At 71.4% G+C, this 13062-nt stretch carries 14 protein-coding genes; 4 read left to right on the top strand and 10 right to left on the bottom strand.

Annotated features, from left to right (window positions below):
* Positions 1–10 precede the first annotated feature (10 nt).
* The gene (locus G7072_RS08320; protein ID WP_166085351.1) at positions 11–1609 is read right to left on the bottom strand and encodes an ABC-F family ATP-binding cassette domain-containing protein; all 1599 of its coding nucleotides are present in this window, start codon (positions 1607–1609) and stop codon (positions 11–13) included.
* A gap of 143 nt (positions 1610–1752) precedes the next feature.
* On the opposite strand from G7072_RS08320, the gene G7072_RS08315 reads away from it, so the two are divergent.
* Positions 1753–2730 (top strand): neutral zinc metallopeptidase, encoded by a 978-nt coding sequence (locus tag G7072_RS08315; RefSeq protein WP_166085349.1) that lies wholly within the window; start codon positions 1753–1755, stop codon positions 2728–2730.
* A gap of 21 nt (positions 2731–2751) precedes the next feature.
* Here G7072_RS08315 and G7072_RS08310 read toward each other — a convergent pair whose 3' ends face one another.
* The 9 genes from G7072_RS08310 to G7072_RS08270 form a co-directional block, all read right to left on the bottom strand.
* Positions 2752–3369, bottom strand: a complete 618-nt coding sequence (locus G7072_RS08310) for an acVLRF1 family peptidyl-tRNA hydrolase (protein ID WP_166085347.1) — start codon at positions 3367–3369, stop codon at positions 2752–2754.
* A 118-nt stretch (positions 3370–3487) separates the two neighbouring features.
* A complete protein-coding gene (locus G7072_RS08305) occupies positions 3488–3874 on the bottom strand; it encodes a metal-sulfur cluster assembly factor (RefSeq protein ID WP_166085345.1) in 387 nt (128 codons plus the stop codon).
* On the bottom strand, positions 3871–4374 hold the full coding sequence (gene sufU / locus G7072_RS08300) for a Fe-S cluster assembly sulfur transfer protein SufU (RefSeq protein ID WP_166085343.1): 504 nt from the start codon (positions 4372–4374) through the stop codon (positions 3871–3873). Before sufU ends, G7072_RS08305 begins: the two co-directional genes overlap by 4 nt.
* A gap of 9 nt (positions 4375–4383) precedes the next feature.
* The gene (locus tag G7072_RS08295; protein ID WP_166085340.1) at positions 4384–5661 is read right to left on the bottom strand and encodes a cysteine desulfurase; all 1278 of its coding nucleotides are present in this window, start codon (positions 5659–5661) and stop codon (positions 4384–4386) included.
* Between the two features lies 1 nt (position 5662).
* The gene (gene sufC, locus G7072_RS08290; protein WP_166085338.1) at positions 5663–6451 is read right to left on the bottom strand and encodes a Fe-S cluster assembly ATPase SufC; all 789 of its coding nucleotides are present in this window, start codon (positions 6449–6451) and stop codon (positions 5663–5665) included.
* The gene (locus G7072_RS08285) at positions 6448–6786 is read right to left on the bottom strand and encodes a non-heme iron oxygenase ferredoxin subunit (protein WP_166085336.1); all 339 of its coding nucleotides are present in this window, start codon (positions 6784–6786) and stop codon (positions 6448–6450) included. The genes sufC and G7072_RS08285 overlap by 4 nt, the downstream gene beginning before the upstream one ends.
* Positions 6783–7934, bottom strand: a complete 1152-nt coding sequence (sufD, locus tag G7072_RS08280) for a Fe-S cluster assembly protein SufD (protein ID WP_166085334.1) — start codon at positions 7932–7934, stop codon at positions 6783–6785. The genes G7072_RS08285 and sufD overlap by 4 nt, the downstream gene beginning before the upstream one ends.
* Entirely contained in the window at positions 7934–9334 is a 1401-nt protein-coding gene (gene sufB / locus G7072_RS08275) for a Fe-S cluster assembly protein SufB (RefSeq protein ID WP_166089848.1), read from the bottom strand. Before sufB ends, sufD begins: the two co-directional genes overlap by 1 nt.
* 38 nt (positions 9335–9372) lie before the next feature.
* The gene (locus G7072_RS08270) at positions 9373–10101 is read right to left on the bottom strand and encodes a helix-turn-helix domain-containing protein (RefSeq protein ID WP_166085332.1); all 729 of its coding nucleotides are present in this window, start codon (positions 10099–10101) and stop codon (positions 9373–9375) included.
* A gap of 153 nt (positions 10102–10254) precedes the next feature.
* Between G7072_RS08270 and G7072_RS08265 the strand changes: the two genes are divergently transcribed.
* From G7072_RS08265 to G7072_RS08255, 3 genes are read left to right on the top strand one after another with little or no spacing between them, the layout of a single operon-like run.
* The gene (locus G7072_RS08265; protein ID WP_166085330.1) at positions 10255–11283 is read left to right on the top strand and encodes a YegS/Rv2252/BmrU family lipid kinase; all 1029 of its coding nucleotides are present in this window, start codon (positions 10255–10257) and stop codon (positions 11281–11283) included.
* A gap of 57 nt (positions 11284–11340) precedes the next feature.
* On the top strand, positions 11341–12285 hold the full coding sequence (locus G7072_RS08260; RefSeq protein WP_240917205.1) for an ABC transporter ATP-binding protein: 945 nt from the start codon (positions 11341–11343) through the stop codon (positions 12283–12285).
* Entirely contained in the window at positions 12282–13061 is a 780-nt protein-coding gene (locus G7072_RS08255) for an ABC transporter permease (protein WP_166085328.1), read from the top strand. Before G7072_RS08260 ends, G7072_RS08255 begins: the two co-directional genes overlap by 4 nt.
* Position 13062 lies beyond the last annotated feature (1 nt).

Below are 13062 nucleotides of genomic sequence, written 5' to 3'. Positions count from 1 at the left end.
CTCGCCTGCGTCAGGCGAGCGCCACCAGCTCGGCGTACTCCTGGGACCAGAGGTCCTCGACGCCGTCGGGCAGGATCAGCACGCGGTCCGGCTCCAGCGCCGCGACCGCGCCCTCGTCGTGGGTGACCAGCACGATGGCGCCCTCGTAGGCACGGATCGCGCCCAGCACCTCCTCGCGGGAGGCCGGGTCGAGGTTGTTCGTCGGCTCGTCGAGCAGCAGCACGTTGGCCTGCGAGACCACCAGCGATGCCAGCGCGAGACGCGTCTTCTCGCCCCCGGAGAGCACCCCGGCGGGCTTCTGGGCGTCGTCGCCGCTGAAGAGGAAGGACCCGAGCACGCTGCGGGCCTCGCTGTCGGTCAGCTGCGGGGCGGCGGACTGCATGTTCTCCAGCACCGTGCGCGTGACGTCGAGCGTCTCGTGCTCCTGCGCGTAGTAGCCCAGACGGGCGCCGTGACCGGGCTCGACCTGACCGGTGTCGGGCTTGTCGACGCCCCCCAGGATCCGCAGCAGGGTGGTCTTGCCGGCACCGTTGAGCCCGAGGATCACCACCCGGTTGCCACGGTCGATGGCGAGGTCGACGTCGGTGAAGATCTCCAGCGAGCCGTAGCTCTTCGACAGCTCGCTGCCGCGCAGCGGCGTCTTGCCGCACGGCGCCGGCTTGGGGAACTTGATGTGCGCGACCTTGTCGCTGGCCCGCTCGGCCTCGACACCGGACATGATCTTCTCGGCGCGCTTCATCATCGACTGGGCCGCCTGGGCCTTCGTGGCCTTGGCGCGCATCTTGTTGGCCTGCTCCACGAGGGTGGTGGCCTTGCGCTCGGCGTTTGCGCGCTCGCGCTTGCGGCGACGCTCGTCGGTCTCGCGCTGCAGGAGGTACGACGACCAGCCCATGTTGTAGACGTCCACCTCGGCCCGGTTGGCGTCGAGGTGGAGCACCTTGTTGACGCACGCCTCGAGCAGCCCCACGTCGTGGCTGATCACGATGAGCCCGCCCTTGTAGGAGGCGAGGAACCCGCGCAGCCACACGATGGAGTCGGCGTCGAGGTGGTTGGTCGGCTCGTCGAGCAGCAGCGTCTCGGCACCGGAGAACAGGATGCGTCCCAGCTCGACGCGACGGCGCTGGCCTCCGGAGAGGGTGGCGAGCGGCTGGTCGAGGATGCGGTCCTCGATGCTGAGGTTGGACGCGATCTGGCGGGCCTCGGCCTCCGCGGCGTACCCGCCCCCGACGTGCAGGGCCGCCTCCGCGCGCTCGTAGGCCCGCATCGCCTTGTCGCGGACCTGGGGGTCGTCGGAGGCCATGTCGATGCCGGCCTTGTCGAGGGTGCGCAGCGCCACGTCGAGCCCGCGGGCGGACAGGATGCGGTGCAGCGCGAGCATCTCGGGGTCGCTGGCCCGGGGGTCCTGGGGCAGGTAGCCGAGCTCGCCCGTCCGGGTGACGCTGCCACCCGCCGGCAGGGAGTCGCCCGCCAGGATGCGGGTCAGCGTGGTCTTGCCGGCGCCGTTGCGGCCGACGAGGCCGATCTTGTCGCCGGGCGCGACGCGGAAGGACACGCCGTCCATGAGCAGGCGCGCGCCCGCGCGCACTTCCAGGTCAGTTGCTGTGATCACGGTGGGCTTTCGGCTCGAGAGCGAGGTCAGGACGGCAGATCGCCGACTAGTGAGCGCACCGCATGGGTCCATTCTACGGCCCCGGCGGATAGCCTCGTGACGCGCTGCGGTCCACGCACCGCTCTCGGCGGCGGAGGTCACGGATGAGGTTCAACCCCAAGGCGCGGCTCGACCGCAGCCAGGTGCAGGTCCGACGCGGGGGCGGCCGGGGCTCCGGCGGTCGCGGCTCGGGCATGTCCCTGCCGATCCCCACCGGCGGCAAGGGCGGCGGGGTCGGCATGGTGGTCCTCGTCGTCATCGTGCTGGTGGTGCTCGGGCTCACCGGCGGGCTGGGCGGCCTCCTGGGTGGCGGTGGCAGCACCGGCAGCGGCGCGGTCACGCCGCGCTCCGACGAGGAGGCGGTCGCGACCAGCGAGCTGACCGAGTGCGAGACCGGCGAGGACGCCAACGAGAACCCCGACTGCGCACGCCTGGCCGTCGTGAACTCCATCCAGTCGTTCTGGCGCGAGGCGCTGCCGGAGCAGACCGGCGAGCAGTACGTCGACGCCGACACGGTGATCTTCACCGGCACGGTGGACACCGGCTGCGGGGCGGCCGACTCCTCGGTCGGGCCGTTCTACTGCCCGACCCGCGACGACATGAAGGTCTACCTCGACACCTCGTTCTTCTCCGCGATGCTGGAGGACCAGCTCGGCGCCAAGGGCGGCGACTTCGCGGAGGCCTACGTGCTCGCCCACGAGTACGGCCACCACGTCGAGAACCTGCTCGGCTACCTCGGACGCACGCGCACCCAGCAGGGGCCGAACAGCGACGCCGTGCGCGTGGAGCTGATGGCCGACTGCCTGGGCGGCATGTGGGCGAAGTACGCCACCACGACCGAGGACACCGACGGCAACGTCCTCATCCTCGAGCTCACGGACGAGGACATCTCCGAGGCCCTCGACGCCGCCGCGGCCGTCGGCGACGACCGGATCCAGGAGCGGTCCTCGGGGCGGACCAACCCCGAGACCTGGACACACGGCAGCGCGGCCGCTCGTGAGATGTGGTTCAACGTCGGCTACGAGCAGGGCTCCTTCGAGGCCTGCGACACCTTCGAGGCCGACGAGCTCTACCCGAGCTGATCGCCGCGAGCAGGGGCCGGCTCAGGCGTTGGTGACGTCCACCCGGACAGCGAGCGCGTCCTGGACGGCCTGGTCGAGGACGGCCCGCTTGGGGTCGCCCACCGGCAGCCAGAGCGTCGTACGACGAGCCGCGGCGCGGGCCAGGCGGGTGTCCTCCAGGACCGTGTCGACCGCGCCCGCGTCTCCCCCGACCACGAGGGCGTCGAGTCGGTGCCCGCCGAGGATGCGCGCGGCGTGCTCGGCCGCGGCCTCGTAGGCCGCCCGGGCCTGGTTGTCGCGGCGCCGGGCGAAGCGCTGCTGGCTCTGCCCGCCGGCCTTGGTGCGGCCCTGGACGTGGCGCTGCCCGATCTTGTGCTCGACGAGCCTCTCCCCCGCCAGCCGGGCCACGGCGAAGCCGCCCTTGCGGACCAGCAGCACGCCCCAGGCCGCGGGCGGGGTGACGGCGTCCGCCAGCGCCTCGGGGGTCGGCTCGCCGGCGAACACCTCGTCGAGGGGCAGGCGCAGCCCGGCCGTGGAGCCGTCCTCCGCGGTCAGCGTCAGGGCACCCGCCACCACGGCGTACGACGTCGGCCCGTGGCGGTCGGCGAAGTTGGCGCACCACCGGACCACCCGCCCGGCCGGCACGAGCAGCGCGGTCATCCCGACCGGCCGTTGGTCGAGCAGCGAGCGGCAGCGAGCGTGTCGAGGCCCGTGGCGAGGCGAGCGCGAAGCCCGCCGGGTCTTGACGACGGTCGCTGCGCGACCTGCTCGACCACCGTCAGACGTTGAAGCCGAGGGCGCGCAGCATCTCGCGGCCGTCGGGGGTGATCTTGTCCGGGCCCCACGGGGGCATCCAGACCCAGTTGATGGCGACGTCGTTGGCCATGCCCTCGAGCGCGCGGTTGGTCTGGTCCTCGATGACGTCGGTCAGCGGGCAGGCCGCCGAGGTCAGGGTCATGTCGAGGGTGACGTTGTGGGAGGCGTCGATGTTGACGCCGTAGAGCAGGCCCAGGTCGACGATGTTGATGCCGAGCTCGGGGTCGACGACGTCCTTCATCGCCTCCTCGACCTCGTCCTCGGAGAGCGTCGTGGTGCCGGCCGCCGGGGCGGTGGGGACCTCGGGCAGGTCGTCGTCGGTGGTGGTGCGCTCGGGTGCGTCCGTCATCGGGACTCCTCGGTCTCGTCGGTCGGGCTGGTCTCGTCGGTCTGGCTCGATGTGTCGGTGCTGCTCGCGACCACCTGGGCGGTCGCGTCCTTCCACGCCATCCATCCCAGCAGCGCGCACTTCACGCGCGCGGGGAACTTGGCGACGCCGGCGAAGGCGATCCCGTCCTCCAGGACCTCCTCGTCGGGCTCCACGGCGCCCCGGCTCTGCATGAGCCGCAGGAACTCCTCGTGGATCTCGAGCGCCTCGTCGACCTTCTTGCCGATCACGAGGTCGCTCATCACGCTGACGCTGGCCTGGCTGATCGAGCACCCCAGGGCGTCGTACGACACGTCGCTGACGACGCCGTCCGCGAGGTGCACGCGCAGGGTCACCTCGTCGCCGCAGGTGGGGTTGACGTGGTGCACCTCCGCCTCGAAGGGCTCACGCAGCCCCGCGTTCAGAGGGTTCTTGTAGTGGTCCAGGATGATCTCCTGGTACATCGCATCGAGGTCGCTCATGGTCTCCGCTCAGTCCACCCGGAAGTACTTCTTCGTGTACTCCAACGCCTCGACCAGCGCATCGATTTCCGCCGGCGTCGTGTAGAGGTACGTCGACGCGCGCGCGCTCGACTGCACGCCGAACCGCGCGTGCGCCGGCTTGGCGCAGTGGTGGCCCGCCCGTACGGCGACGCCGCGGCTGTCGAGCAGCTGGCTGACGTCGTGGGGGTGCACGCCGGCGAGCTCGAAGCTGACCGCTCCCCCGCGGTCGGCCATGGTCGTGGGGCCGAGCACCGAGATCCCGCCGACGGACGCGAGCCCGTCGAGCAGGTAGCCGGTGATGGCCTCCTCGTGCTTGCGCACGCGGTCCATGCCGACGTGTCCGAGGTACTCCACCGCAGCGCCCAGGCCGACGGCCTCGACGATCGGCGGGGTGCCGGCCTCGAACTTGCTGGGGATGTCGGCGAAGGTCGTGGACTCCATCGACACGGTGCGGATCATCTCGCCCCCACCGAGGAACGGCGGCAGCTTCTCCAGCACCTCGCGGCGGCCCCAGAGCACGCCGATGCCGGTCGGGCCGACGACCTTGTGGCCGGTGAAGGCCACGAAGTCCGCGCCCAGCGTGGACACGTCCACGGGCATCTGGGGCACGGCCTGGGAGGCGTCGACCACGACGAGCGCGCCGACCGCCTTGGCCCGGGCGGCGATGTCGGCGACCGGGTTGATGGTTCCGAGCATGTTCGACACCCAGATCAGCGAGACGACCTTGGTGCGCTCGTTGATCAGCGAGTCGACGTCGGACAGGTCGAGGCGGCCGTCGTCGGTCAGGCCGAACCAGCGCAGCGTCGCGCCGGTCCGCTCGCACAGCAGCTGCCACGGCACGATGTTGGAGTGGTGCTCCATCTCGGTGATGACGACCTCGTCGCCCGGCCCGACGCGCAGCGCCGGGTCGGAGCCGGACGTGCCGGCCCACGCGAGGGTGTTCGCCACCAGGTTGAGCGCCTCGGAGGCGTTCTTGGTGAAGATCACCTCGTCACGCGACGGGGCACCGATGAAGGCGGCCACCTTGTCGCGACCGCCCTCGAACGCCTCCGTCGACTCCGCCCCGAGCTGGTGCACGGCGCGGGCGACGTTGGCGTTGTGGCGCTCGAGGTGGTCGACCATCGAGTCGATGACGACCTGCGGCTTCTGCGAGGTGTTGGCGCTGTCGAGGTAGACCAGCGGGCTCCCGTCGGGGAACACCCGCGACAGGATGGGGAAGTCGGCCCGGATCAGGTCCAGGTCGTCGAGCAGTCCCTCCAGGGGCATGTCAGGCCCCGGCCGCCGAGCCGACCGACGCCGTCGCGCCCGCGCCGGTGTAGGCCTCGTAGCCCTCGGCCTCGAGCTTGTCGGCCAGCTCCGGGCCGCCCTCCTCGGCGATCCGGCCGTCGACGAACACGTGGACGTGGTCGGGCTTGATGTAGCGCAGGATCCGCGTGTAGTGCGTGATCAGCAGGACGCCCTTGTCGCCGTTCTCGGCGAAGCGGTTGACGCCCTCGGACACGATCTTCAGCGCGTCGATGTCGAGGCCGGAGTCGGTCTCGTCGAGCACGGCGACCTTCGGGTCGAGCAGCTCCAGCTGCACGATCTCGTGGCGCTTCTTCTCACCACCGGAGAAGCCCTCGTTGACGTTGCGCTGCGCCATCGCGGTGTCCATCTTGACGCGGTCCATCGCGCCGTTGACGTCCTTGATCCAGGTGCGCAGCTTCGGGGCCTCGCCCGAGACCGCGGTCTTGGCGGTGCGCAGGAAGTTCGCCACGGACACGCCGGGGACCTCGACCGGGTACTGCATGGCCAGGAACAGCCCGGCGCGGGCGCGCTCGTCGACCGACATCTCGAGGACGTCCTCGCCGTCGAGCGTCACGGTGCCCGAGGTGACGGTGTACTTCGGGTGGCCGGCGATCGAGTAGGCCAGGGTCGACTTGCCCGAGCCGTTGGGGCCCATGATGGCGTGCGTCTCGCCGGCGTTGATGGTCAGCGTGACGCCCTTGAGGATCTCCTTGGGGCCGTCCTCGGTGTCGACGCTGACGTGCAGGTCGCGGATCTCCAGATTGCTCATGCGCTCAATTCCTCGGTGTTCAGGGGGCTCGCGACGTCGACGAGCACGTCGTCGCCGTCGACCCGGACGGGGTAGACAGGGACCGGCTCGAAGGCCGGCAGGGTGGTGGGCTTGCCGGTGCGCAGGTCGAAGGTCGACCCGTGCAGCCAGCACTCGATGAGGCAGCCCTCGACGTCACCCTCGGACAGCGCGATGTTGGCGTGGCTGCACTCGTCACGGATGGCGAAGAGCTCCTCGCCGTCGCGCACGATGGCCACGTCGACGTCCTCGACGGTCGCCGCGTACGGCGTACCGGTCTCGAGGTCGGCGAGCGCGCAGGCTCGGGTGAAGGTCACGCCGCGCCTCCGACGCCCTGGGTCACGTTCTTCTCCAGCTCGGCCTCGACGGCGGCCATCAGGCTGTCCTCGAGCTCCGGTACGCCGATCTTGCGCACGATGTCGTTGAAGAAGCCGTGCACGACGAGGCGGCGGGCCTCCTCCTCGGGGATGCCGCGCGCCTGCAGGTAGAACAGCTGCTGGTCGTCGAAGCGACCGGTGGCCGAGGCGTGACCGGCGCCCTCGATCTCGCCGGTCTCGATCTCGAGGTTCGGCACCGAGTCGGCCTGGCAGCCGTCGGTGAGCACGAGGTTGCGGTTCTCCTCGTAGGTCTCGATGCCCTCGGCCTCCTTGCGGATGAGGACGTTGCCGATCCACACCGCGTGCGCGCCTTGGCCCTGCAGCGCACCCTTGTAGACCACGTTGCTCGTGGTCTTGGGGGCGTTGTGGTCGACGAAGAGCCGGTGCTCGAGGTGCTGGCCGGCGTCGGCGAAGTACAGCCCGAGCAGCTCCGCGCGGCCGCCGGGGCCGGCGTAGTCGGCGGTGAGGTCGTGGCGGACCACGTCGCCGCCGAACGAGATCGCGACGTGCTTCAGGGTCGCGTCCCTGCCGATCCTGGCGTGCTGGGTGGAGTGGTGGACGGCGTCGTCGGCCCAGTCCTGGATGGACACCAGGGTGAGGCTCGCGCTGTCGCCGACCACGATCTCGACGTTCTCGGCCAGCGTGGCCGAGCCCTCGAAACGCAGGACGACGGTGGCCTTGGAGAAGGCGCCGATGCGGACCACGACGTGGCCGGCGGCGGCGTCCTCGACCCCGAGGCCGGTCAGCGTGATCGTCGACGCCTTCTCGACGACCGTCTCGGCCGGCACGTCGACCAGGAAGACCTGCTCGGCCGCGGCCCAGGCCCGCGCCGAGACGCGGTCGGGCGGCACGAGGCCGGAGGTGCCGCGGCTCTCGTGGTCGGAGCCGACGACCTCGACGGTGACGCCGTCGCCGGCGTCGACGTCGACCTTGAGCTCACCGGCGCCCAGGGGCGCCTCGGCGTGCAGGCCCCGCAGCCGCTTGAGCGGCGTGAAGCGCCACACCTCCTCGCGCCCCGTGGGGACGCCGTGGTCGGCGAGGTCGAACGAGCCCACCGGGTGCAGGTGGGAAGAGATCTCGAGGCCCATCAGCCGACGGCTCCTTCCATCTGCAGCTCGATGAGCCGGTTGAGCTCGAGGGCGTACTCCATCGGGAGCTCCTTCGCGATCGGCTCGACGAATCCGCGCACGATCATGGCCATGGCCTCGTCCTGCTCCATGCCGCGGCTCATCAGGTAGAAGAGCTGGTCCTCGGAGACCTTCGAGACGCTCGCCTCGTGGCCCATGGAGACGTCGTCCTCGCGGATGTCGACGTAGGGGTAGGTGTCGGAGCGGCTGATCTGGTCGACCAGCAGCGCGTCGCACAGGACGTTCGACTTCGAGCCGTGGGCACCCTCGTTGATCTGGATCAGTCCGCGGTACGACGTACGTCCACCGCCGCGGGCGACCGACTTGCTGAGGATGGAGCTCGAGGTGTTCGGGGCGGCGTGCACCATCTTGGCGCCCGCGTCCTGGTGCTGGCCCTCGCCGGCGAAGGCGATGGACAGCGTCTCGCCCTTGGCGTGCTCGCCCATGAGGTAGATGGCCGGGTACTTCATCGTGACCTTGGAGCCGATGTTGCCGTCGACCCACTCCATGGTGGCGCCGGCCTCGCAGGTCGCGCGCTTGGTCACCAGGTTGTAGACGTTGTTCGACCAGTTCTGGATCGTCGTGTAGCGGCAGCGGCCGCCCTTCTTCACGATGATCTCGACGACCGCGGAGTGCAGCGAGTCGGACTTGTAGATCGGCGCGGTGCAGCCCTCGACGTAGTGCACGTAGGCGTCCTCGTCGACGATGATCAGCGTCCGCTCGAACTGGCCCATGTTCTCGGTGTTGATCCGGAAGTAGGCCTGCAGCGGGATGTCGACGTGGACACCCTTCGGGACGTAGATGAACGAGCCGCCCGACCACACCGAGGTGTTGAGCGCGGCGAACTTGTTGTCACCGACGGGGATGACGGTGCCGAAGTACTCCCGGAACAGCTCCGGGTGCTCCTTCAGCGCGGTGTCGGTGTCCAGGAACAGCACGCCCTGGGCCTCGAGGTCCTCGCGGATGGAGTGGTAGACGACCTCCGACTCGTACTGCGCGGCGACGCCCGAGACGAGGCGCTGCTTCTCCGCCTCCGGGATGCCGAGCTTGTCGTAGGTGTTCTTGATGTCCTCGGGCAGCTCGTCCCAGGTGGTGGCCTGCTTCTCGCTGGAGCGGACGAAGTACTTGATGTTGTCGAAGTCGATCGCGCCGAGGTCGGAGCCCCAGGTCGGCATCGGCTTGCGGTGGAAGAGCTTGAGGCCCTTCAGACGCAGGTCGAGCATCCACTGCGGCTCGCTCTTGAGCGCCGAGATGTTGCGCACGACGTCCTCGTTGAGACCGCGCTTGGCGGTCGAGCCGGCGACGTCGGAGTCGGCCCAGCCGTACTGGTAGCGGCCGAGGCCCTGGAGCTCGGGGTTCATCTCCTCGACGGAGGTGAGGGGTGCGTCGGGATGGGTGGTCATGAGGACCGCCTCTCGTTGGTTGCCGACAGGGTGGGGGTGCTGGTGGTGCGCGTGGTGCTCGTGCGGGTGTGCGGGATGCTGGTCGTGCAGACGCCGTCGCCGTGGGCGATGGTGGCCAGACGCTGGACGTGGCGGCCGAGGACCCGGGAGATCGCCTCGGTCTCGGCCTCGCACAGCTGGGGGAACTCGTGCGCGACGTGCGCGACGGGGCAGTGCTGCTGGCACAGCTGCTCCCCCATCGGGCTCTCGCTGACCGAGGCGGCGAACCCCGCCTCTCGCATGGCCGCCGCCAGGGCCCGGGTGGGGCTCTGGTCGGGGTCGAGGGCGAGCAGCTCCTCGACGCGGGTCTCGAGGACGGCCCAGCGACGCCGGGCGAACTCGGTGACGGCCTCGTCGCCGGCCGTCTCGGCCAGGAAGCGCAGGGCCTGGGCGGCCAGGTCGTCGTACTGCTGCTCGAACAGGTCGTGGCCGGCGGCGGTGAGCGCGAAGACCTTCGCCGGTCGGCCGCGTCCCCGGGTGCGCGCCTCGTGCGGGCGCGGCTCGCGCAGCTCGACGAGACCGGTCTCGAGCATGTGGTCGAGGTGGCGGCGTACGGCGGCGGGGGTCAGCAGGAGCTGCTCCGCGAGGACCGAGGCACTGCTCGGACCACGCTCGAGGATGGTCCTCGCGACGCGCTCGCGCGTCGGCGCGTCGGCGCCGACATCGAGGGTGTCGTTGATTTCCACAACACCAGTGTGCCGTTATTGATCTTGCCGCTTCAAGTAAGGCAGCCCTTACCCAGGGCCGCCCCGGCGGTGGCCACGAGCATCCAGCCCCTCACAGCGGGCTCTCAGCGCTCTCGCAGGTCCGGGCCAGTCGGTGGACCTACGGTCGTCAGCATGCCGTCCCCCGCCCCGGTCACCGCGTCCACCCCCGTCCCCGTCGTGCTCAACGTCGGGGCCCGGCGCGGCGCCGGGGCCGCGGCCGAGCTGCGCCGGCTGCTCGAGGCGCGCCTGGACGGCCGGTCAGACGGCCAGTCAGACGACCGGACAGGCGGCCGGGCGCTCGAGCTCGGCGACGTCGTCGAGGTCTCGTCCGGCGCCGAGCTCCTCGAGGCGCTGGACCGCGCGGTGGCGACCGCTCCCCCGCCGCTGGTCGTCGCCGGCGGCGACGGCACCCTGTGCGCGGCGGCCGACCGGGTCGCGGGCACCGGCACGGTCCTCGGTGTGCTGCCCGCCGGCACGGCCAACGACTTCGCCCGCACCCTCGAGCTCGACAGCATGTCCACGGCGGTCGAGGCACTGGTGACCGGCCGGGTGGTCGACGTCGACCTCGGTCGGGTGGAGACGCTGACGCGCGGCGACGGCGGCGGGGACGCCCGTCCGGACGCGCAGGCCTTCCTCAACGTCGCCTCCTGCGGCCTGTCGTCGGTCGTGACCGAGATGCTGTCGCCGCGCCTCAAGCGGCACCTGGGCCCGCTGGCCTACCCGGTCGCGACGCTGCGCGCGTACCGTCGCCACGTCGACTTCTCGGCGGTCCTGGAGTTCCCCGACGGCGACCACGACACCCTGCGGCTCGACCACGTGCTGCAGGTCTCGGTCGGCAACGGCCGCCACTACGGCGGCGGCCGCACCGTGGCGCCCGGCGCCTCGGTCGACGACGGCGCCCTCGACGTGTCGGTGATCGTGCGGGGGTCGCTGCGCGACCACGCGACCTGGGCGCGACGGCTGCGCGACGGCAGCGTGGTCGAGCACGAGCGGGTCGTGCACCTGACCAGCCGGCGGGTGCGGCTGACCACGGACACCCCGCGACCGCTCAACCTCGACGGCGAGCCCGCGCTGGCGACGCCCGTCGAGCTGTCGGTCGACCGCAACGCCCTCCACGTCGTCATCCCCGCGACCGGGCAGGCCGCGGTGCGCGACGCGTGAGGCACTCCACCCGCGGCGAGGTCGGTCCGGGAGCCCGGCGTCCCTAGACTGGCGGGTGTGCCCCTGACCTCGCCCTCCTCGCCTGCGGTCGAGGTCGACGGACTCGTCATGAGGTACGGCGACAAGACGGCCGTCGACGGGCTCAGCCTGAGCGTCGAGCGCGGCAGCGTCACCGCCGTGCTGGGGCCCAACGGGGCCGGCAAGACGACCACGCTGGAGACCTGCGAGGGGTTCCGGAAGCCGCAGGGCGGCTCCGTCCGCGTGCTCGGGCTCGACCCGGTCACCGAGCGGCGCGCGCTGCTGCCCCGGATCGGGGTGATGCTGCAGTCCGGCGGCGCCTGGACCGGCGTCCGCGCCGTCGAGATGCTCGCCCACATCGCCTCCCTGCACGCCCATCCCCTGCCGGTCCCGCTGCTCGTGGAGCGGCTCGGTCTCGACACGTGCGGCCGTACGCCGTACCGGCGGCTGTCCGGTGGGCAGCAGCAGCGGTTGTCGCTGGCGATGGCGCTCGTGGGGCGTCCCGAGCTGCTCTTCGTCGACGAGCCGACCGCGGGCATGGACCCGCAGGCGCGGCGCGACACCTGGGACCTGCTCGAGGAGCTCAAGGGCGACGGCGTGACGACGGTGCTCACCACGCACTACCTGGAGGAGGCCGAGCGCCTCGCCGACACCGTCCACATCATCGACCACGGCCGGCTCATCGCCTCCGGGTCGCCCTTCGAGCTGACCCGCGGCGTCGGCGAGGTCACCATCCGCCTGGTCGTGACCGAGCCGTTCCCGCCCGACGCGCCGGCCTCGCTGCAGGCCGAGCTCGGCGCCGGCACCGAGGTGCGGCCGGTCAACGCGCACAGCCTGCTCATCAGCGGCCCGGCCGACCCGACCACGCTGGCGACGGTGTCCGCCTGGTGCCAGCGCAACGGCGTGGTGCCGGAGTCGCTCAGCCTCGGCCAGCGCAGCCTCGAGGACGTGTTCCTGCGGGTGACGGGAAGGACCTTCGGATGAGCGCGACCGGCACCTTCGCCCCGCGACCCGGCTCGGCGCCCCTGGCGCGCCAGGTCGTCGCCCAGGCCCGCATGGAGACCGTGCTGCTGCTGCGCAACGGCGAGCAGCTGCTGCTGGCGCTGGTGATCCCGGTGCTGGTCCTCACCGGCGGCGTGCTGGCCGCGCGCCAGCTCGACCTGTCCCTGTCGTCCACCGCCATCGACGACCTGACGCCCGGCGTGCTCGCGCTGGCGATCATGTCGACCGCCTTCACCTCGCTGGCGATCGCCACTGGCTTCGAGCGCCGCTACGGCGTCCTCAAGCGGCTCGGCGCCTCGCCCCTGCCGCGGCACGGCCTGCTGCTCGGCAAGGTGCTGGCCCTGCTGCTCGTCGAGGCGGTGCAGGTCCTGGTGCTCTCCGCCGTCGCCTTCGGGCTCGGCTGGGAGCCCGCGACGACACTGCGGGCGCTGGCCGGTCTGCTCGTCATGGTCGCCCTCGGAACGGCCGCGTTCGCCTCGCTCGGGCTGCTGATCGCCGGCTCGCTGCGGGCCGAGGCCACGCTGGCGGCGGCCAACCTCGTCTACATCCTGCTGGCGGCCGGCGGTGGCGTGGTCCTGCCGCTGTCGACGTACGGCGGGTTCGGCGAGGTGCTGGCCTACCTGCCCTCCGGCGCGCTCGGCAGCGGGATGCGCGAGAGCCTCGTGGCCGGCACGTTCCCGCTCGACCAGTCGCTCGTGCTGCTCGTGTGGGCGGTCGTCGCGACGGCGCTGACGGCGAGGACCTTCCGGTGGGAGTAGA

Origin of the sequence: Nocardioides sp. HDW12B (assembly GCF_011299595.1) — a bacterium.
In the GTDB taxonomy this organism is placed as follows: domain Bacteria; phylum Actinomycetota; class Actinomycetes; order Propionibacteriales; family Nocardioidaceae; genus Marmoricola_A.
Note: the sequence above shows the minus strand (reverse complement) of the source record. Positions and strands in the feature narration are given on the sequence as shown.